Source organism: Empedobacter sedimenti (assembly GCF_030005555.1).
Classification (GTDB): domain Bacteria; phylum Bacteroidota; class Bacteroidia; order Flavobacteriales; family Weeksellaceae; genus Empedobacter; species Empedobacter sedimenti.
The window spans coordinates 85293-105598 of sequence record NZ_JASCQG010000011.1; the positions used below are offsets into that span (position 1 = coordinate 85293).

Below are 20306 nucleotides of genomic sequence, written 5' to 3' on the forward strand. Positions count from 1 at the left end.
TTTTTTGTAACTTTTAATTAATTGTTGCGTCTTACAATAAACACATATTATGAAATACATACTTATACCAATATTAATTTTTAGTTCGTTAGGATTTGCGAGCTGTTCGGTTGATTTAAATTCTAAATCACCTGCAACAACTTATTTGGATAGAGTAACAGCTAGTGATAATACAATTACACAAAAAAGAACGATTTCTGATTTTGAAGGAATTGATATTAGTAGTGCAATTAATGTTACTGTGAATGAAGGTAATTATAATGGCGAAATTACAATAGAAGCGCCTGATAATATAATGGACAGAATTGTAACTGAAGTTCAGAATGGAGTTTTGGTGGTTAAGATAAAAGGTACTGTAAGTCTTAAAAACGAAAAGATAAAAGTGACTTTTCCTCACAAAAAAATACGTTCTTTTAATATTTCAGGAGCATCTAATGTAACAGTTTTACCAACGATGAAAGTGGATAAGATGGCGATTGATTTATCAGGAGCTAGTGTGTTGAAATTGGATGTCGTTTCAAATCTAGTTTCTGTTGATAATTCGGGAGCGTCTTCAATGAAGATTTCAGGAAATACACAAAATTTTAATATCGAAGTTTCTGGAGCTTCTTCGTTAACAGCAAAAGATTTGAAGGCTGCTAATGTAACAATAGATTGTTCTGGAGCTAGTTCTGCCACAGTGTGGGCTGTTGATAATTTGACTGCTGATAGTTCTGGCGCAAGTTCGGTTCGTTATATTGAACAAAATGGATTAAAAACAGTTGTTGATACTTCTGGTATGTCTTCTGTGAAGTCAATAAGTAAATAATAGTTTTAATTTTTAGTACAAAAAAACTCGGATGAATTTCATTCGAGTTTTTTTATTTATCTATATATCTACTATTTTTTTTAGAATTGCCAACCCAAAGTGAATAAGAAAGTATTGTTGTCTAACTTAACTTGAGGTGCATAAGAGTTCTTTAATTGAACAAAATAGTTTGAATTATCAATGTAATCAGTTCCACCAATTACTTGTTGGTATTTTTGTGTTTGATATTGATATGCTGCATCGATATAAAATCCTCCAAAATCATATCCTAAACCAAAACTTGCTCGGTTAATGTCTCCTTGAAAAGCTTTTGATAAACTAGATTGTGTAACATGATTGTTTTGATCTGCTAAATCAATATAGAAAGTGTCGTATGGTGAAGCAACATAATTATAACCTGCTCTTACCTTGAATCGATCGATGCGGTATTCTGCTCCAACACGAACTTCACTCGAGTTTTTCACGAAATCATTGATGAAGTTATTTCCATAACGGAAAGCATTTATACTTTCAGGCTTTAGCTTTGTTTCATTATTTAAATGATACGTATAATCTACTCCAAAAGATAAATCTTTACCTACTACAAATCCTAAACTTCCTACTAAGCGTCCTCCACGAGTCATATCGTAATCAGAAGAATACATGTAGTAGTTTTCAACAGTTCCGTTGTTGTCATTAAATCCTGTTGCTGCATAATAATCTTCGGCAACATTATACCAAACTGGCGAATGGAAAGCTGCTCCCAAGCGTACATTATGGTTAACTTTATAAATACCTCCTAAAGAGAAAGAAAATCCTTGTCCAATTTCACTTCCTGGGAAACCATCTGCATTGTATACGTTAACTTGATTTGTTTTATCGTTACGTTCTGCATATTGTTCGTAAGAAGAAAAATTAGATTCGTGGAAATTTAATCCTAATCCTAAATAGAATTGATCATCATAACTTGTCCCTAAGTTAACAGAGAATTTAGATTTGTAACCTTCGATATCTTTTACATGTCCACCAAAAGTCCAAGTATCTCCAGCTGCGTTAGAAAACTTAATACCTTCATTAGTTCCGATAGTAGAATAATTATCTAATCGTTGATTAAGATAAGCTACACCGATAGAAAAACGATTCCATTTAGAACCTTCATTCTCGAAAACAAAAGTTCCTCCAAATTGTTGAAAATCAAAATTGCTGTCGTTTTCTTTGATTTTTGTACCAAAAGTAGTTTCATTTTTAAATGAAGAAACACCAGCTGTAACTTGTACATCCGAATTGATTGCGACTCCTAAACCAGCAGGATTTTGTTCTACCGAATTGATATCACTACCCAAAGCCCCAACAGCGCCACCAACACCAATGTATTTTGCATTACCGCTATTTATATCTTGAGAATATAAGTTAATAGCATTTGTAGAATATTTGTAGTCGTAGCTTTTTCCTTGTTGTGCAAAAGCCAATGTACCAGCTAAGGTACAAAGGCTTAATAATATTTTTTTCATTATCTAATCTAGAATTAAATTATCTTCTTCCTCCACGAGATCCGCCTCCCATGCTACCTCCACTGCTTCCGCGTGAGCCTCCGCCCATGCTGCTGCTTCCCATACTACTACCTCTACTTGGAGATGATGGTGTGTATGTAGAACGAGATTCTGATCGGTTATAATCATATGTTCTCGTTGGTTGTTGCATTTCTCTTGTTGGTCTTGTGTTGTACTGGCTTTGTGATTGTTGTCTAACTTCTCTTGAAGGACGAGTGTTCATCTGTCCTTGGTCATTTGATCTTACTTCACGAGTTGGACGAGTATTCATTTGACCATCATCTGTACGTCTTATTTCTCTTGTAGGACGTGTGTTTTGGTCTCCATTTTGTCTCACTTCACGTGTAGGTCTTGTGTTGTTTAATTGTCCGTCATTCGATCTTACTTCACGAGTTGGACGAGTATTCATTTGACCTTGATCATTTGATCTTATTTCACGTGTTGGTCTAGTACCATTATTAATAGATGAATTATCTCTACTTGGTCTAACTCCGTTTGTAACAGGACCTCTTCCATTCATAGAAGAAATTGGTCTTGTAGAATTGATAGAGTTATTGTATCTACCACCGTATCTATTACCTGGTTGAGAGTATATACCTCTAGGTCTGTTCCAGCCATAGTATCCCCCGTAGTAACCATTTCCATAGTAACCGTTGTAGTATCCATTACCGTAGTAGCCTGGGTAACCACCGTACCAGTTGTTCCAACCGCCATAATATCCTCCGTATCCGTAGTAATATGGGCGATTGTATCCCCAACCATAGTATCCGTTATACCAAGGATCGTTCCATCCCCAGCTCCATGATAGTCCAAAACCTCCATAATAACCAGAGTTCCATCCCCAACCCCATCTATATGGATTGTAGAAACCGCTTCCATACCAAGGGTAGTTATTCCAAATATTAATTTCTACACCATCATTTCTTCCCCAATCGTAAGAATTGTTTCCGTTATAAGATAATGTATAATTGTTGTTTCCAAAATAATTCCAGTTATTCCAACCATTATAGTTTACTTTAACTTTAGTATTATTTGTTTTAGAAGAAGTAGAAGTATCAGATGTGCTGTCAGCATCATCATTGTAATAAAATTGTTCAGCACCATTTCCTTCAGCATCAAAATAAGGACTTCCTACCTTGATTTCGCCAGTATTTTCTTGTTCATTTTCATACTGAGGTTGAGCTTGTTGGTATGTTTTATCCGTTTTTGGATTATAATAAACACCATCACTCTCGTAACCGCTAGGTTGATATGTAGAACAAGAAGAAATTCCTAAAGCAGCTACTAAAATTAGTGTAGTTGCTGAAATTTTATAAACTTTGTTCATAATTATAAATTTACGTCGTTTGTAATAATTAAATTTGCATAAATTTATAGGCAATATTTATGCCAAGTAAATATACGAAACTTATCAACAAATATAAAAGATTATGGCAAAATTAACAACTCGTGCTGAGGATTATTCTAAGTGGTACAATGAGCTTGTTGTGAAAGCGAATCTAGCTGAAAATTCGAAGGTTAGAGGTAGTATGGTGATAAAACCATACGGATATGCTATTTGGGAAAAACTACAAGCAGAATTAGACAAAAGATTTAAAGAAACTGGTCATCAAAATGCTTATTTCCCCTTATTTGTTCCTAAAAGTTTATTCGAAGCAGAAGAAAAAAATGCAGAAGGTTTTGCAAAAGAATGTGCAGTAGTTACACATTACAGACTAAAAAATGATCCTGATAATAAAGGAAAACTAATCGTAGATCCTGATGCAAAATTAGAAGAAGAATTAATTGTTCGTCCAACTTCAGAAGCGATTATCTGGAGTACTTATAAAAACTGGATTCAATCGTACCGCGATTTACCAATTTTGATTAATCAGTGGGCAAATGTTGTTCGTTGGGAAATGCGTACGCGTTTATTTTTAAGAACTGCCGAGTTTTTATGGCAAGAAGGACATACAGCGCACGAAACGAAAGATGAAGCAATTGCAGAAGCACAACAAATGCAAGAAGTGTATGCAGATGTTGTAGAAAACTTTATGGCGATTCCTGTTGTAAAAGGAAGAAAATCAGATTCGGAGCGTTTTGCAGGAGCAGACGATACGTATACAATCGAAGCATTGATGCAAGATGGTAAAGCTTTACAAGCTGGAACTTCTCACTTTTTAGGACAGAATTTTGCGAAAGCATTTGATGTTAAATTTTCTAGCAAAGAAGGAAAACAAGAATATGTTTGGGCAACATCTTGGGGAGTTTCTACTCGTTTGATGGGAGCATTAATTATGACGCATTCAGATGATTTAGGATTAGTTTTACCTCCAAAATTAGCACCAATACAGGTAGTTGTAGTTCCTATTTATAAAACAGAAGAGCAATTAGAAGAAATTCGTCAAGTAGTTGATAAATTCTCATCTGAATTGAAAGCGAAAGGAATTTCAATCAAATTTGATGATGATAATCAAACAAAACCAGGATGGAAATTTGCTGAGTACGAATTGAAAGGTGTTCCTGTTCGTATTGCAATTGGACCAAAAGATTTAGAAAAAGGACATGTTGAGGTTGCTCGTCGTGATACATTAGAAAAACAATTTATTGGGTTAGATAATGTTTCAACAGAAGTAGAGCAATTGTTAGCAGATATTCAAACAAATTTATTTGAAAGAGCATTAAATTTCCGAGACACTCATTTAACAGAAGCTTCAACTTTTGAAGAATTCAAAGATATTATAGAGAATAAAGGAGGTTTTGTTTCAGCTTTATGGGATGGAACTGAAGAGACAGAAGAAGCAGTGAAAAATGCGACTAAAGCAACAATTCGTTGTATTCCTCAAGCGTTTGAAATACCAACGGAAGGTGTTGATATTTTCTCAGGAAAACCAGCAAAATATAGAGTTTTGTACGCAAAAGCGTATTAATTTTTGAAATAAAATAATCAAAAAAGGAGCTATTACAGCTCCTTTTTTATTTTTGATGTCTTTTTGCGTGTAGCTCTTTTAATTTAGCTTTTTGTTCTGCTGAGAAGATTGCATTAATTTCATTAAATTCTTTTTCTCTTACTTCTCTCATTTTTCGTTTCAATTCAAGCTTTTCATCTTTATAACTATCTTCAATTTGCTTAATTTTAAGAACTTGACTATCCGTTAAATTAAGATCTTTTTTTAATTGTTCTAGTTTTTGTTCTCTCGAACCATCTCTGTTTCTATCCTGTGCTGTAGATGTTGTAAATGTAAAAACAACTGCTCCTAAGCATAAATATTTGTAAACGATATTTTTCATAATAACCAATAGTTTAAATTATTTATTATGTCCTTTTGACACTAAATTTTAGAAAAGGTTTAAAATGCAAATGTTAAAATTTATAATTTTTATCACGTCAATTCTTGTAACATATTTCAACATAAAACGACGCATATTATTTTGAAAAAATATTTTGAAATTGATTAAACCTTTTGCAAAATAGCTTGTCAAAGAATATAGTAAAATTTAAAAACTACAAACGAAAAATTAAACAAATGAAGTTAAGAAATTTATTTGCTTTACTTTTTATCTGTATTTGTGCAGGAGTTAATGCGCAAGAACTTTTAAAAATTAGAGGAAAAGTCTTATCTGGCGATAACAAACCCGTAGAATATACGACGATTTCGCTTGAGAATACTGAAGAAGGCGTAGTTGCAGAAGCTGCGACAGACGCTAAAGGAGAATTTGTTGTGGAAGCAAAAGAAGGACGTTATATTTTGGTTATAGAGCCAATGGGATATGACTTAATTCAGAAAGATATCGACCTTAATAGTTCAATAGATTTAGGAACGTTTACTGTGAAATCTGCTCAAACAGTTTCGTTAGGAACAGCAGTTGTAACAGCAGAAAAACCACTTTATAAAGTAGAGTTAGACAAAAAAGTTTACGATATGTCTAGCGATCCAATGTCGCAAGGACAAAATTTATCAGATGCTTTAGCTAACGTGCCATCTGTACAAGTTGATGCGGAAGGTAATGTGTCGTTAAGAGGGAATGATAATGTAAAGTTTTTGATTGACGGTAAACCTTCTGGTATGTTAGGTGTTTCTGATGTTGCAGAAGCGCTGAAAAATATACCAGCAGAAAATGTAGAGCGAATAGAATTGGTTACTAATCCATCTGCTCGTTACGAAGCTTCTGGGTCTGCAGGTATTATTAATATTGTTTTGAAAAAAGGTACAAATACTGGTTTCAATGGATCTGTAACAGTAAATGGAGGAATTCCTAAAATGGCTGGTGTTAATGTGAATTTAAACTACAAAACAAAGAAATTTAACTGGTTTACAAGTTTAGGAACACGTTATGCAGACCGTGAAGGTGAAGGAGCTGCTTTTATGACAAATTTTGATGCAGCATCTAAAGCAATTACAGGTTATAGAGCTACAGATCGTTCAAATGATCGAATTAGAAGAAATTACAACATTCGTCTAGGAACAGAATATTATCTGAATGATAATAATACATTAGGATTATCTGCAGGTTACAGATATAATAATGGTAACAATACATCATTAGTTGATTATAATTATTTTGACAATGGAATGACTTTGTTGAGAAATGAATATAATTTACAGAATGAGAAAGAAATTGAAAACAATTTTGATTTAGATTTTAATTACAAACATGAGTTTGATAAAAAAGGTCACGAGTTAGTTTTTACAGGTAGATTTTCTACTCAGAAAGAAGATGAAGATGGTAATGTCTTTGGATATAAATCAGCAAATGATTCAAGTTTAAGATTAACAGATAACTTAGAAAAACAAAATACAGTTGTAGTAACAGCAGATTATGTACGTCCAATTGGCGAAAAAGGTAAGTTTGAGCTAGGAGCTCGTGCAGATTTTAATGATACAAAAACGGATAATAAAACATTCAATCAATTAGCTGCTGGAAATTTAGTTCCAGATGATCGATTCTTCTCAAATGTCGATAATCAACAAAATATTTTTGCTGCTTACGCACAATACGGAAATGCAATTGGTGAAAAATTCCAATATTTTGCAGGTTTACGTTTAGAGTCTTCGGATATGGAAATTAAAAACTATACTACGAACGAATCTATTTCTAAAAAATACACAGATTTATTTCCGACGTTAACATTAAACTATAAATTGACTGATAAAAATGAATTTCAATTAAGTTATTCACGTCGTATTCGTCGTCCAATGGGATTCATGTTAATGCCTTTCTTTTCTGCAACAGATGACAGAAATGTTAGATATGGTAATCCAGATTTAAATCCAACTTATACTAATTCGTTAGAGTTGTCTTACATCACAAGTATAGGAAAATTAATGGTTACACCAAGTTTGTTTTATCAAAGAACAACTGATATGATTAACCAATTTCAACGTAAAAATATCAGAGAAAATGGTCTTAACGAATTAGGAGCAATGACTTACGAAGATATTTTTATCACAAAACCAATCAATGTTGGTGAAGAAGATCGTTATGGATTAGATTTAACAGCTACTTATCGCCCTGCAAAATGGTGGAATTTGATGTTGAATGTTAACTTATTTGGTTACAAAAGAACTGGATATTATGAAGAGTATAACGAAAGTATTGATCCTGCAACAGGAGGTACAATTACAAAGTTAGATTCTCAGGATTTTTCTGGTGACGGATTTAGTTCTCGTGGACGTTTATCGTCTAACTTTACTTTGCCAGCAGATTTTAAAGTGCAGGTTGCCGGTAACTATATGGGAAGCATAAAAACTGCTCAACAGAAAACAGAAGATAACTTATCAATGGATTTTTCATTATCTAAAGATTTGTTTAATAAAAGAGCAACATTAACTTTTAATGTTCGTGATGTATTTAACTCAAGAAAAAGAGAAACAACAACATTCGCTCAAGATTATACAAACTATGAAAGTATGAGATGGATGGTAAGATCATATAATTTATCGTTTACATATAGATTTAAAAACTCTAACGATAAAGACCAAAAAAATAAGCAACGCCCAGATGGAGAAGAAATGGGAGGAGGAGAAGAGATGCAAATGCAATCAGCTTCTTAACGTACTTAGGAAATCGAAAAATAAAAAAGGATCGCAATTGCGATCCTTTTTTATTTTCTTAAAATAGAGAAAAATATTATTGTTTATTTTTCAATAAATCTCTAATCTCAGTTAATAATTCTTCTTGTGTTGGTCCAGCTGGAGCAGCTTCTTCAGCAGGAGCTTCTTTTTTCAATTTGTTGATTCCTTTAATCATTAAGAATAAAGCAAATGCAACTACGATAAAAGAAATAGCGGCAGCTAAAAAGCTTCCGTATTTAATAGCAGTTCCTGGAATAACTAATGCAGCTAAATTTTCAGCATGAATTGCTTTTAATGCCGGGTTTAACAATGCCGGAGTAATTAAATCTTCTACTAAAGAAGTTACAATTTTTCCGAATGCACCACCGATTACTACACCGACAGCTAAGTCTACTACGTTACCTTTAACGGCAAACTCTTTAAATTCCTTAAAAAATCCCATAAGTTTAAATTTATTTCAAAGTTTATAATATTAATTTGGTTGTATTGTGTTAATTCTGTTTTTTGATGAGATAAATAAGTATAAACCAATCAACATGAAAGGAATACTTAATATTTGTCCGTTGTTTAGTCCCATATTTAAAGTTTCAGCAACTGCTTCTTCTCCTTGATTTTCTTTAAAGAATTCGACTACAAAACGTATTAAAAATAAGAAAAATAAGAAGATTCCCAACAAAGCTCCTAAATAATTCTTTTTGTCCGTTTTATTGTAGAAATAAAGCATTACAAAACCTAAAATAATGTAGCCAATTGCTTCGTAAATTTGTGCTGGATGACGAGGAATAATTTCACCATAACCCAAACTTTGTTGATGAAATTTTACTGCCCAAGGTAATTCTGATGCTTTTCCTACAATCTCAGAGTTGTAAAAATTACCAATTCTTACTGCAGCTCCACCAAAAGGTACTACTACAGCAATACGATCTAATAACCAAAGAACATTGCGTTTCAAGTATTTTCTACTAAATAAATAAGAAGAAATAATAACACCAATTGCAGCTCCGTGGCTTGCTAGTCCACTAAAACCTACAAATTCGTAATCTTGTAACAATCCAAAAAAAGCTTCTTTTCCAGGCGAGTGTTGTACAGGTAAAAAGACTTCTAGTGGTCTTTCTATAAAAGCTGATGGATCATAAAATAAATATTCGCCTAAGCGTGCACCTGCAATAGCACCTATAAAAGTGTATAAGAACAAAGGGTCTAACAACTCTTTTTTCTGATTTTCTTTCTTGAAGATGTTTGACATCAAATACCAGCCCATTACAAAAGCTACTATCCAACAAAGACTATAAATGTGTACTTTAAATCCGCCTAATTCAAATAAATAAGGTTTCGGATCCCAATCAATAAATGCGATTAAATTAATCATTAATTTTTCTTTTTAGGTACTGGATCATAACCGTGTCCACCCCATGGATGACAGCGGCCAATTCGTTTTGTTCCGAGCCACAAACCTTTTAGTAAACCATGTTCTTTTAATGCTTCAATCATGTAAGCTGAGCAAGTTGGTTGGTATCTACAATTACTACCTAACCAAGGCGAAATTGCTAATTGATAAAACCTAACCAACAGAATAAATGGCGTAACCAAAATTTTGTTCATCTCGCAAAGTTAATCATTCGTCTAAATAAAAAAAGAACCAACAAAAAACTTTTCGTCCTTTTTAGTTGATTCTGAATGATTTTATAAATAAAAATTATTTTTTAATGTAAGAAGCTGGATCTAATGCTTTGTAAGACCAACCTTGTAAAAACTCTAACACAACCTTAGGGTCATGTCCTTTTACTTCTTTGCTTTCTAAATACGCTGAGTTTTGTGTGTGAATTAAATTTCCTTTATCATCTAAAATAACAAACACAGGAAAACCAAAACGCTCAGGATGTTTTAATTCTGCTAAAATTGCTTCGTTTTTGTTTTTTGGAGAATAATTAACATGTACAACTTCATAGTTATTAGCCATATAATCTTTGATTTCTTGATTTTCTTTTGTCAATTTATCAAACATTATACACCACGCACACCAATTGCCACCAATTTGTAATAATACATGTTTTTTTTCTGCTGAAGCTTTTTTTACAGCATTTGCAATATCAGTTTTAGGATTTGCTTCCTCGTTATAAATTTTTGGTTTCTCGGTTTGTTGTCCGAACGCAAAACTTAATGTAAGCAACATTAAGCTCAAGAAAAGTGATAATTTTTTCATTTTCGATACTAAATATTCAATCGAAAATACAATAAAAAATTATGCCAAATTGAATTTATTACGATTTAATTAATTTGTAGCAAGAATTTAATTTTTCTTGAACAGAACTGATCTCACAATTTTTTTCAAATCTTTTACTTTGATTGACAACATTAATTGAAAACTTTGATTCAAATTCTAAGCGATCCAACTCTATTTCGTAAAAATTAATTTGATGATGAATTTGATTAAAATAATAGTTAACCAACTCTTTATACATCATTTTTAATTCTTGATTAAGCTTGATAAACTCGATAAACTCTTGCATTTCTGTCAAAAATTCAATCATTTGTTTATTAATTTCTGCTTGTTTATCTTTCAGTTCAATTTTTTTTAAATAATCAGTTGATAAAGCAATTTTATCTCCCAAAAGTTGATGCTTTCTTGTTAATATCAAAGCACATTCTAACGCTTTCTTCATCATTTGTAATTTTTATCTATTGCAAATAAATTAATTCAAAAAGACAAAATACGTCGCTGAAAAAACACTTACATTTTGTTGAAACTTTACCTAACTTTGAAATCTAAATAGGATTTTATGAATGCGCCTTTAGCTGAAAGAATGCGTCCGAAAACGCTTGAAGAATATATTAATCAAAAACATTTAGTTGGTCCAAATGGACCGATAAAAATGATGTTGCAACATGATATGATTGCTTCTATGATTTTTTGGGGACCTCCAGGTACAGGTAAAACAACTTTGGCGCAATTAATTTCTGAATTAACTGATCGTCCTTTTTACACGTTGAGTGCAATAAATTCTGGAGTAAAAGAAGTGCGTGAAGTAATAGAAAAAGCAAAGAATCAGAATTTGTTTTCGGGAACTAAAAATCCGATTTTGTTTATAGACGAAATTCATCGTTTCAATAAATCGCAACAAGATAGTTTGTTGGGTGCTGTAGAAACAGGCTTAGTTACGCTGATTGGTGCAACAACAGAGAATCCGAGTTTTGAAGTTGTACCAGCTTTGCTTTCTCGTGCGCAAGTTTATGTATTGAAACATCTCGAAAAAGAAGATTTAGTTGATTTAATAGAGCGAGCTATAAAAAAAGACGCTGTTTTATCAAAATTAAATATCGAATTAGTAGAGACTAATGCTTTATTAAGATATTCTGGTGGTGATGCGCGCAAATTACTGAATGGATTAGAGTTAGTGATTAATAGTTTTTCTCCAACGGATAAAATCATCATCAATGATGAAGTTGTTCATGAGCGTATTCAACAAAATTTAGCCAGATACGATAAGACAGGTGAACAACATTATGATATTATTTCAGCATTCATTAAATCAATTCGCGGATCAGATCCTAATGGAGCAGTTTATTGGCTAGCTCGAATGATAGAAGGCGGCGAAGATCTTAAATTTATCGCAAGAAGATTGTTAATTTCTGCTTCCGAAGATGTTGGTAATGCAAATCCCACAGCTATGATTTTAGCAAATAACACTTTTCAGGCTGTTTCTGTTGTTGGTTATCCAGAATCCCGAATTTTGTTAAGTCAGTGCGCAATATATTTAGCAAATTCTCCGAAAAGTAATGCGACATACATGGCAATAGGTAAAGCGCAACAAATAGTGAAACAAACAGGGGATTTGTCTGTTCCGTTACACTTGCGTAATGCACCAACTAAATTGATGAAAGATTTAGATTATGGAAAAGAGTATAAATATTCGCACGATTTTCCAGGGAATTTTGCAGAACAAGAATTTTTGCCTGATGAAATCTCAGGAACGACTTTCTATGAACCTGGAAATAATAAACGTGAGCAAGTTGATAAGCAATCGCTTAACCAAAAATGGAAAGGAAAGTATGGATACTAAAAAATCCCAACTAAATTTTAGTCAGGATTTTTAAGGTTTAGATTTGGTAAAATATGGGTTGGGTTGGTTAATTTATAATTTACAATAAGCATGCCATAAATGTTAACGAAAGTCGTTTTTATGTTAATAAAACAGAAAATATTAAAGTTTTTTTAAATAAATTGACCCTAAAAGTTTATAAAATAAAGAAAATGAAACAAATACAAATAATAAACGGTCCGAACTTAAATTTACTTGGAGTTCGTGAACCAGAAATTTATGGAACTCAAACTTTTGAAGATTATTTTCTTGAATTAAGAAAATTGTTTCCAGATGTTTCGTTACATTATTATCAATCTAATCACGAAGGAGATATTATAGATAAAATTCACGAAGTTGGGTTTACTTATGACGGTATTGTGTTAAATGCTGGTGCGTATACGCATTATTCGTATGCAATAGCAGATGCAATAAAAGCAGTAACAACAAAGGTTGTAGAGGTACATATTTCAGATATTTATGCAAGAGAAGGATTTCGTGCAATAAGTGTGACTGGAGTTAATTGTTTGAAAATTATTTCTGGCAAAGGTTTGCCTGGTTATGTAGAGGCGGTTGAAGAATTTTTGAAATAATTCATTATTATTCATTAACTTAACCACTCTAAAAACAATCAATCTTATGAAAAACGTACTTTTTACCCTTGGTGTGGCATTAACTATTTTTAGCTGTAATGCAAAACCTGATAAAGATGATCCGGAATTGCGAGAACAAGCAATGACTTCTTGCGAACAAGCTGCATTACAACCAACAATGTCTGCTGAAAAAAAAGCTTTAGTAAAAGATTACTGCAGTTGTGCAACAGATAAAATGTTAGGAGAATTTACTTATGCAGAAATGATGCAGATGAATAGTCCGTCAAAAGAATTACAAGATCGCTTAATGAAATTAGTTGATCCTTGTTTGAAAGAATTGCAAACAAAGTCTGCAGAAATTGGAGAATAAATAATAGAACAATAAAAAAGTCGAAACTTAGTTTCGACTTTTTTATTTAATATTCTTTTTTGTATTGTTCTTTCTTGAATTCGTCTACAAGGTGTTCATTCAAACTATCAATGTAGCCAAGTATTTCTAATTTTCCTACTTTACTTGAAGCAGAGCTCACGAAAATTTTTGGTAATTCTTCCCATTTTTTCAAAAGCTCATTTTTATAATGATTCAAGTTTTTTTGCATTTGAGCACTTGTTAACTTGTCTAACTTTGTGAAAACAATAGAGAATGGAATTTGTTTGTTCCCAAGCCATTCCATGAATTGTAAATCGATAGCTTGTGGAGTATGACGCGAATCAATTAATAAAAAAACGTTAACCAAGTTTTTTCTAAATTCGATATAATCGTAAATCATTCGGTTAAATCCTCCACGAACTCCTTTTGGAGCTTTCGCAAAACCATATCCAGGTAAATCAGCCAAATACCAAGTGTCATCCATCTCGAATGTATTGATTAATTGTGTTTTACCAGGTGTTGCAGAAGTTTTAGCAAGTGATTTGCGTTCTGCTAACATGTTGATTAAAGATGATTTACCAACATTAGATCGTCCAATAAATGCATATTCAGGTTTGAATGGCGGAGGACAATCTGTATATTTTTGTGAACTTTTTACAAATTCAGCTTTCTTAATCATAAATTATGCTTTTGTTGCTGGATCAATTTGTTTTTCGACCAACCATTTGTATAAAATTTCATTAAATAATTCAGGATGTTCCATCATTGGTGCATGTCCACATTTGTCAATCCAAAATAAACTTGCATCTGGTAATTCTTCTTCAAATTCTATTGCAACTTCCGGAGGTGTAACATTATCTTGTTTTCCCCAAATTAAACATACAGGCATTTTGATGTCTTTCAAATCATCTTTCATGTTAGATTTGATTGCATCTCTTGCAATGTATAAAGTTTTGATTGCTTTATTTCTATCGTTAACAGTATTGAAAACGTCATCAATAATTTCTTTAGTAGCTACATTTGGATCGTAAAAAACTTCGCGTGTTTTACGTTCAACATATTCATAATTACCACGTTTTGGATAAGTTTCTCCAAAAGATTTTTCGTATAATCCTGAACTTCCTGTTAAGCAAAGCGCTTTTACATATTCCGGATGTCTGTGACATACCATTAATCCAATGTGACCTCCCAAAGAATTTCCGACTAAAATAGCTGGCTCTTTTACAACTTCTTCAATAAAACTCGCAACATGTTTTGCAATATTCTTGATATTGGTATTGATAACAGATAGCGAATACAAAGGTAATTCTGGTGCGAAAACCTTGTACCCTCTTTTTGCGTAAAATTCTGTAAGAGAGCTGAAATTACTAAGTTCACCCATTAATCCATGAAGTAAAACAATAGGTTGTCCTTCTCCTTCTTCTATGTAAGAGAACTTATCTTTCTTTTTTAAGCTAAAAAACATTTACTCGTTATTAAGTCGACAAATTTAATTAATTATATTTTTTTAATAGGGGTTTATGTAAAAAACTTTAATAAATGATGAAGAAAGAGAATATTAGCAAGGTCTATATAAAAAATAATTTATCTTAAAAACTAGTGTATAAGGATGTTTTAGCTTAACTCATTGATTCTAAATTTAGAATTGTTGATAACTATTTCAATAAAAGTGGTAAAAAATGGTAATATGTGGTAATATTTTTTCTATTTTTGAAAAAAATCTATCGTGAATTCACTAATTGGTACATATGAGTGTAAGGTCGATACAAAGGGAAGACTCCCAATACCAGCGGGTTTGAAGAAACAATTGGCTGATTATTTGGAAGATGGCTTTGTGTTGAAGCGCTCTGTGTTTCAAAATTGTTTAGAGCTTCACCCGATGAAAGAGTGGGAGAAAGTGATGAATGATTTGAATAAATTGAACCGATTTGTGAAAAAAAATAACGATTTCATTCGAATTTTTACCGCAGGTGTAAAAATTGTTGAAGTTGATGCGAATGGAAGAGTGCAAATTTCAAAAGATTTAGTGAAATTTGCGGACATTAATAAAGAGGTAGTGTTAAATTCTTCTGTTAACATGATAGAGATTTGGGATAAAGATAAATACGAAGAATCTATTAATGTTGATGATATCGATTTTGCGTCGTTAGCAGAAGATGTAATGGGAAATTTAGGTGTAGATGAGTGAATATCATAATCCAGTATTATTAAAAGATAGTGTTGATGCGTTAATTATTAACGAATCAGGTATATATGTAGATTGTACGTTCGGGGGTGGAGGGCACTCTCGTGAAATATTAAATCGCTTAGATCAAAACGGGAAATTATTTTCGTTTGATCAAGATGTTGATGCGATTCGTAATAAAATGGACGATTCTCGTTTCGAATTAATTGAACAGAATTTTAGATTTCTAAAAAATAATCTAAAAATTCGTGGAGTGAAGCAAGTAGATGGTGTTTTAGGTGATTTGGGAGTTTCGTCTCATCAATTTGATACACCAGAACGTGGTTTTTCAACTCGTTTTGATGGAGAATTGGATATGCGAATGAATCAGAATGCTAAGCTTTCTGCAAAGACAATTATTAACGAATACGAAGAAGAAGATTTAGCAAGAATCTTTTATGATTTTGGTGAATTACAAGGTTCATATCGTTTGGCAAGAGAAGTTGTAAAAGCAAGAGCTGATAAACAAATTGAAACAATTGATGAGTTGAAACAAATTTTTTCATTTATTCCAAAAATGAAAGAAAATAAATTTTTTGCTCAAATGTTTCAGGCGTTACGTATCGAAGTGAATGATGAAATGGCAGCGTTAAAAGATATGCTTTCGCAATGTACGGATGTCGTAAAACCAGGCGGAAGATTGGTGATTATTTCGTATCATTCATTAGAAGATCGATTAACAAAACGATTTATGAAAAACGGAATGTTTGAGGGAGAGCCTGAACGTGATGTTTTTGGGAATTGGTCAGCACCTTTTAAGCCTTTGCAATCAAAGGTAATTGTGCCAACACAAGAAGAAATTAACGAGAATCCAAGAGCAAGAAGCGCTAAAATGCGAATTGCAGTGAGAAACGAAGATTAATAAATGGCAAAAAAGAAAAAAATATTACCAGAGAAAAAAACTTTTACAGGTTTGTTAAGAGGTGAGTTTTTGATAAAAACTGGCTCAGAACAAAACTGGAAGTTTATGTTGTATTTGGTAGGTTTAGCTTTTTTGAGTATTTCGAGTTCGCATTTGGTAGATCGTAAAGTAGTTCGCATTGCAGAATTACAGGATAAAGTTGAAGATTTAAAATCTCAGTATACAGATAAGCATCGCGATTTAATGCGTATGCAATTAGAAACGGAAATTTTGGAGCGTACAGCAGTGTATGGTCTAAAAATTCCAGATAGACAACCTTATTATATTGTAGACAAAGTTTATGACGACGTCATCGAAAAATAAAAACAATATGGTCATCAAAGGATGGGTATTTGCCGGCGCGCTTGCGATATGGGCCATCTTTATTATTGTTTTTATGTTTCGTATCAATATTGTAGAAGGTGTTGAATTAGAGCGTTTTGCTGAAAAAAATAATTTCAGATTAGATACCGTTGCTGCAGAGCGTGGTAACTTGTATGCATCAAACGGAGCTTTGATGGCGACAACCGTAACTAAGCATAATATTTATGTGGATTTATCGGTGATTAAAGATGAGTTATTTAAAACAGAAATGCATAATCTTGCCGATTCTTTAGGTAAGATGTTTACAAAATCTCCTTCTTATTTTTACGACAAATTTTCTACAGAACGTAAAAAGAAGAATCGCTACATGATGTTAGTGAAAGATTTGGATTATGAACAATATCAACGTATCAAAAAATTTCCAATTTTTAACAAAGGTCAAAACAAAGGAGGTTTTATTCATGAAACTGAATCAAAACGTGAGTTAATCGTTCAAGATATAGGTGTACGTACAATTGGTTACGATGATCGTCGCGGAAAAGTTGGATTAGAAGGGGCTTATTCTGATTTGTTAAGTGGTGTTGAAGGTCGTCGTTGGGAACAATTCATGGGGCGTGGTAAATGGAAACCAATGAAAAGTTGGGAGCAAGAACCACAAGCTGGTTCGTCAGTTTACACAACAATTGATGCAGATTTACAAATGGTTGCTTACGATGCACTTTATAAACAGCTTTCTGAGTTTGAAGCTCAACACGGAAGTGTAGTTGTAATGGAAGTTGAAACGGGTAAAGTTCGTGCGATTGTAAATTTATCTCGTAAAAAAGACGGAACATATATAGATGATTATAACTATGCTGTAGGAGAAGCTGCAGAGCCAGGGTCAACTTTCAAAGCGGTGTCTTTGTTAGCTGCTATGGATGATGGGTATATCAATAAAAATTCTACTGTACAAACAGGTGGCGGAAGTTATAAGTTTTATGGTCGTACCATTACAGATACACATGGTTATGGAACATTAACTGTAGATGGAGTAATAAAAAAATCATCTAATATCGGAACTGCAAAATTGATTAATCAATATTATGGAGAAAATCCAAATGCATTTTTTGAGAAATTAGATAAATGGCATATGACACAACCATTAGGTGTTGATATTTTAGGGGAAGGTCGTCCTATTATGCATCGTCCTGATAGTAAAGTGTGGAGTAATATTACTTTGCCAGTTATGGCTTATGGTTATGGTTTACAATTGACACCAATTCAGATTGTAACTTTTTATAATGCAGTTGCAAACAACGGAAAAATGTTGAAACCATTATTCATGGATAAAATCACGAAAAAAGGTGAACCTGACGTGAATTTTAAACCAGTTGTTTTGGTTGATCAACTGACTTCCTTAGAAAATGTAAAGCAAATGCAAGAAATGCTACGTGGTGCAGTAGAGCAAGGAACTGGTCGTATTATTAGTAATAGTAATTATGATATTGCAGGTAAAACTGGGACAGCTCGTGTTGATTATTGGAAAAAAGATGGAAAAGGAATGCAGTATCGCGCTTCTTTTGCAGGGTATTTTCCAGCAGAGAAACCTAAATACTCTTGTATTGTAGTTGTGCATAAACCAAATACTGCAAAAGGGTATTATGGTGGTAGTGTAACAGCGCCTGTTTTTAAGAAAATTGCTGATTGGGTATATTCAAAAACTCCAATACCTTTGCCTCGCGATTTAGTGAAAAAGAACGCGGTAAAAGAGTTTAGAAAAGGAGATAAAATAAATGTAAGTGAATCTAAAAGTGTTGTGCCAAATGTAACTGGTCATACAGGTACTAAAGCAATTCCAGCATTAGAAAATTTAGGTTTAGACGTACAATATTCAGGATTTGGAAAGGTAATTAATCAATCCATTCCTGCAGGAACAAGATTTAAGAAGGGTGAGACAATTTATTTAATGTTGGAAGGATGAGAAATTTAGTTGATTTACTATATAAGGTTTCCATCTCTGAGACGGTTGGCGTTACGAAAGTAGAAGTCAACAATGTTCAATTTGATTCGAGAAAAGTAGAAAAAGATGATGTCTTTGTTGCCGTACATGGTGTAACTGTAGATGGACATCAGTATATAGAAAAAGCAATTAGTTTAGGTGCTAAAGTAATTGTTTGTGAAATTTTGCCAGAAACTTTAGTTGACGGAATCACATATGTAAAAGTTGAAAATTCAACAATTGCATTAGGTGTTTTAGCTTCTAATTTTTATGGAAATCCAACAAAAGATTTAAAACTTGTTGGTGTTACAGGTACAAATGGTAAAACAACGACGACAACTTTGTTGTACGAATTGTTTACAAAATTAGGCTATGCTTGTGCATTGGTATCAACGATTAGAATTGTGATTGATGGAGAAATAATTCCTTCTACACATACAACACCAGATATTTTAACGTTGAACAAAATGTTTCGTGAAGCGGTAGATCGTGGATGTGAATATGCTTTTATGGAAGTTTCATCGCACGGGATTCATCAAAATAGAATTGCAGGTTTGCATTTCGAAGTTGCTGGATTTACGAATATCACACATGATCATTTAGATTATCACAAAACGTTTGCAAATTATCTTGCTGCAAAAAAGAAATTCTTCGACGATTTACCAAAAACGTCTACAGCAATTTCTAATGCAGATGATAAAAACGGAAAAGTGATGCTGCAGAATACAGTTGCAACAAAAAGATTGTATGCACTAAAAACTGATGCAGATTTTAAAGGTAAAATTATTGAAAACCAATTTGACGGAATGTTGCTAGAATTCAAAGGAAAAGAATTCTGGACTTCTCTGGTTGGTCAATTCAATGCATATAATTTATTGTTAGTTTTCGGAGTAGCTTCTGTTTTAGGACAAGATGAATTAGAGGTTCTAAAAGCATTAAGTACTTTAGGAAATGTTGACGGACGTTTTCAGACATTTAAAACGCAAACAGGAATTGTGATTATTGTAGATTATGCACATACACCTGATGCGTTAGATAATGTATTGAATACGATTGAATCGATTCGTACAAAAAATGAGCAATTAATTACAGTTGTAGGTTGTGGTGGTGATCGCGATAGAACAAAACGTCCAGAAATGGCAGATATCGCAAGTGAAAAATCAAACGTCGCTATTTTTACATCAGATAATCCAAGAACCGAAGATGCAGAAGAAATTCTTCGTGAAATGGAAGTAGGTGTAAAACCACAATTTTATAATCGTACATTAAAAATCACTGATCGTAAAGAAGCTATTAAAACAGCTCTTAAAATGGCAGAACCAAACGATATTATTTTGATCGCTGGTAAAGGTCACGAAACGTATCAAGAAATTAACGGAGTAAGAACACATTTTTCTGATGTAGAAGTTGCATCAGAATTAAGTAAACTATTGAGCAAATAGAG

The 20306-nt window shown here is 32.8% G+C and carries 21 protein-coding genes; 11 read left to right on the top strand and 10 right to left on the bottom strand.

What is annotated here, in order from left to right; genetic code table 11:
• Positions 1–49 precede the first annotated feature (49 nt).
• Positions 50–808 (top strand): head GIN domain-containing protein, encoded by a 759-nt coding sequence (locus QHG34_RS11345; RefSeq protein WP_282630318.1) that lies wholly within the window; start codon positions 50–52, stop codon positions 806–808.
• Positions 809–888: 80 nt separating this feature from the next.
• On the opposite strand, the gene QHG34_RS11350 is transcribed toward QHG34_RS11345, so the two are convergent.
• Together QHG34_RS11350 and QHG34_RS11355 are read right to left on the bottom strand one after the other, a co-directional pair.
• Positions 889–2298 carry an OmpP1/FadL family transporter gene (locus tag QHG34_RS11350; RefSeq protein ID WP_282630319.1) on the bottom strand — a complete coding sequence of 470 codons (1410 nt, stop codon included), beginning with the start codon at positions 2296–2298 and terminating at the stop codon, positions 889–891.
• 19 nt (positions 2299–2317) lie between these two features.
• Positions 2318–3664, bottom strand: coding sequence for a hypothetical protein (locus QHG34_RS11355; RefSeq protein WP_282630320.1), 1347 nt, complete (start codon positions 3662–3664; stop codon positions 2318–2320).
• Positions 3665–3767: 103 nt separating this feature from the next.
• On the opposite strand from QHG34_RS11355, the gene proS reads away from it, so the two are divergent.
• Positions 3768–5246 carry a proline--tRNA ligase gene (proS, locus tag QHG34_RS11360; protein ID WP_282630321.1) on the top strand — a complete coding sequence of 493 codons (1479 nt, stop codon included), beginning with the start codon at positions 3768–3770 and terminating at the stop codon, positions 5244–5246.
• Positions 5247–5292: 46 nt separating this feature from the next.
• On the opposite strand, the gene QHG34_RS11365 is transcribed toward proS, so the two are convergent.
• Positions 5293–5607 carry a Spy/CpxP family protein refolding chaperone gene (locus tag QHG34_RS11365; RefSeq protein WP_282630322.1) on the bottom strand — a complete coding sequence of 105 codons (315 nt, stop codon included), beginning with the start codon at positions 5605–5607 and terminating at the stop codon, positions 5293–5295.
• Between the two features lie 236 nt (positions 5608–5843).
• Here QHG34_RS11365 and QHG34_RS11370 point away from each other — a divergent pair, with 236 nt between their 5' ends.
• Positions 5844–8372 (top strand): TonB-dependent receptor domain-containing protein, encoded by a 2529-nt coding sequence (locus QHG34_RS11370; protein WP_282630323.1) that lies wholly within the window; start codon positions 5844–5846, stop codon positions 8370–8372.
• 76 nt (positions 8373–8448) lie between these two features.
• Here the strand turns inward: QHG34_RS11370 and mscL are convergent, their stop codons facing one another.
• The 5 genes from mscL to QHG34_RS11395 form a co-directional block, all read right to left on the bottom strand.
• Positions 8449–8835, bottom strand: a complete 387-nt coding sequence (mscL, locus tag QHG34_RS11375; RefSeq protein ID WP_282630324.1) for a large conductance mechanosensitive channel protein MscL — start codon at positions 8833–8835, stop codon at positions 8449–8451.
• 30 nt (positions 8836–8865) lie between these two features.
• Positions 8866–9762, bottom strand: coding sequence for a prolipoprotein diacylglyceryl transferase (gene lgt, locus QHG34_RS11380; protein WP_282630325.1), 897 nt, complete (start codon positions 9760–9762; stop codon positions 8866–8868).
• A complete protein-coding gene (gene yidD / locus QHG34_RS11385) occupies positions 9762–9995 on the bottom strand; it encodes a membrane protein insertion efficiency factor YidD (protein ID WP_282630326.1) in 234 nt (77 codons plus the stop codon). Before yidD ends, lgt begins: the two co-directional genes overlap by 1 nt.
• 94 nt (positions 9996–10089) lie before the next feature.
• Entirely contained in the window at positions 10090–10596 is a 507-nt protein-coding gene (locus QHG34_RS11390) for a thioredoxin family protein (RefSeq protein WP_282630327.1), read from the bottom strand.
• A 58-nt stretch (positions 10597–10654) separates the two neighbouring features.
• Positions 10655–11059, bottom strand: a complete 405-nt coding sequence (locus tag QHG34_RS11395) for a hypothetical protein (protein ID WP_282630329.1) — start codon at positions 11057–11059, stop codon at positions 10655–10657.
• A gap of 114 nt (positions 11060–11173) precedes the next feature.
• Between QHG34_RS11395 and QHG34_RS11400 the strand changes: the two genes are divergently transcribed.
• From QHG34_RS11400 to QHG34_RS11410, 3 genes are all read left to right on the top strand, one after another.
• Positions 11174–12454 (top strand): replication-associated recombination protein A, encoded by a 1281-nt coding sequence (locus QHG34_RS11400; protein ID WP_282630330.1) that lies wholly within the window; start codon positions 11174–11176, stop codon positions 12452–12454.
• A gap of 191 nt (positions 12455–12645) precedes the next feature.
• The gene (locus tag QHG34_RS11405; protein WP_282630331.1) at positions 12646–13065 is read left to right on the top strand and encodes a type II 3-dehydroquinate dehydratase; all 420 of its coding nucleotides are present in this window, start codon (positions 12646–12648) and stop codon (positions 13063–13065) included.
• Positions 13066–13111: 46 nt separating this feature from the next.
• The gene (locus QHG34_RS11410) at positions 13112–13435 is read left to right on the top strand and encodes a hypothetical protein (RefSeq protein WP_282630332.1); all 324 of its coding nucleotides are present in this window, start codon (positions 13112–13114) and stop codon (positions 13433–13435) included.
• A gap of 46 nt (positions 13436–13481) precedes the next feature.
• Here QHG34_RS11410 and yihA read toward each other — a convergent pair whose 3' ends face one another.
• The gene (gene yihA, locus QHG34_RS11415; protein WP_282630333.1) at positions 13482–14114 is read right to left on the bottom strand and encodes a ribosome biogenesis GTP-binding protein YihA/YsxC; all 633 of its coding nucleotides are present in this window, start codon (positions 14112–14114) and stop codon (positions 13482–13484) included.
• A 3-nt stretch (positions 14115–14117) separates the two neighbouring features.
• Positions 14118–14900, bottom strand: a complete 783-nt coding sequence (locus tag QHG34_RS11420) for an alpha/beta fold hydrolase (RefSeq protein ID WP_282630334.1) — start codon at positions 14898–14900, stop codon at positions 14118–14120.
• Between the two features lie 261 nt (positions 14901–15161).
• On the opposite strand from QHG34_RS11420, the gene mraZ reads away from it, so the two are divergent.
• The 5 genes from mraZ to QHG34_RS11445 are packed head-to-tail and all read left to right on the top strand — an operon-like array spanning position 15162 to position 20304.
• Positions 15162–15623, top strand: coding sequence for a division/cell wall cluster transcriptional repressor MraZ (gene mraZ / locus QHG34_RS11425; RefSeq protein WP_282630335.1), 462 nt, complete (start codon positions 15162–15164; stop codon positions 15621–15623).
• A complete protein-coding gene (rsmH, locus tag QHG34_RS11430; RefSeq protein ID WP_282630336.1) occupies positions 15616–16521 on the top strand; it encodes a 16S rRNA (cytosine(1402)-N(4))-methyltransferase RsmH in 906 nt (301 codons plus the stop codon). The genes mraZ and rsmH overlap by 8 nt, the downstream gene beginning before the upstream one ends.
• 3 nt (positions 16522–16524) lie before the next feature.
• Entirely contained in the window at positions 16525–16884 is a 360-nt protein-coding gene (locus tag QHG34_RS11435; protein ID WP_282630337.1) for an FtsL-like putative cell division protein, read from the top strand.
• A gap of 7 nt (positions 16885–16891) precedes the next feature.
• The gene (locus tag QHG34_RS11440; protein WP_282630338.1) at positions 16892–18844 is read left to right on the top strand and encodes a penicillin-binding protein; all 1953 of its coding nucleotides are present in this window, start codon (positions 16892–16894) and stop codon (positions 18842–18844) included.
• Complete coding sequence (locus QHG34_RS11445; protein ID WP_282630339.1) at positions 18841–20304, top strand: UDP-N-acetylmuramoyl-L-alanyl-D-glutamate--2,6-diaminopimelate ligase; 1464 nt, start codon at positions 18841–18843, stop codon at positions 20302–20304. The genes QHG34_RS11440 and QHG34_RS11445 overlap by 4 nt, the downstream gene beginning before the upstream one ends.
• Positions 20305–20306: the final 2 nt, after the last annotated feature.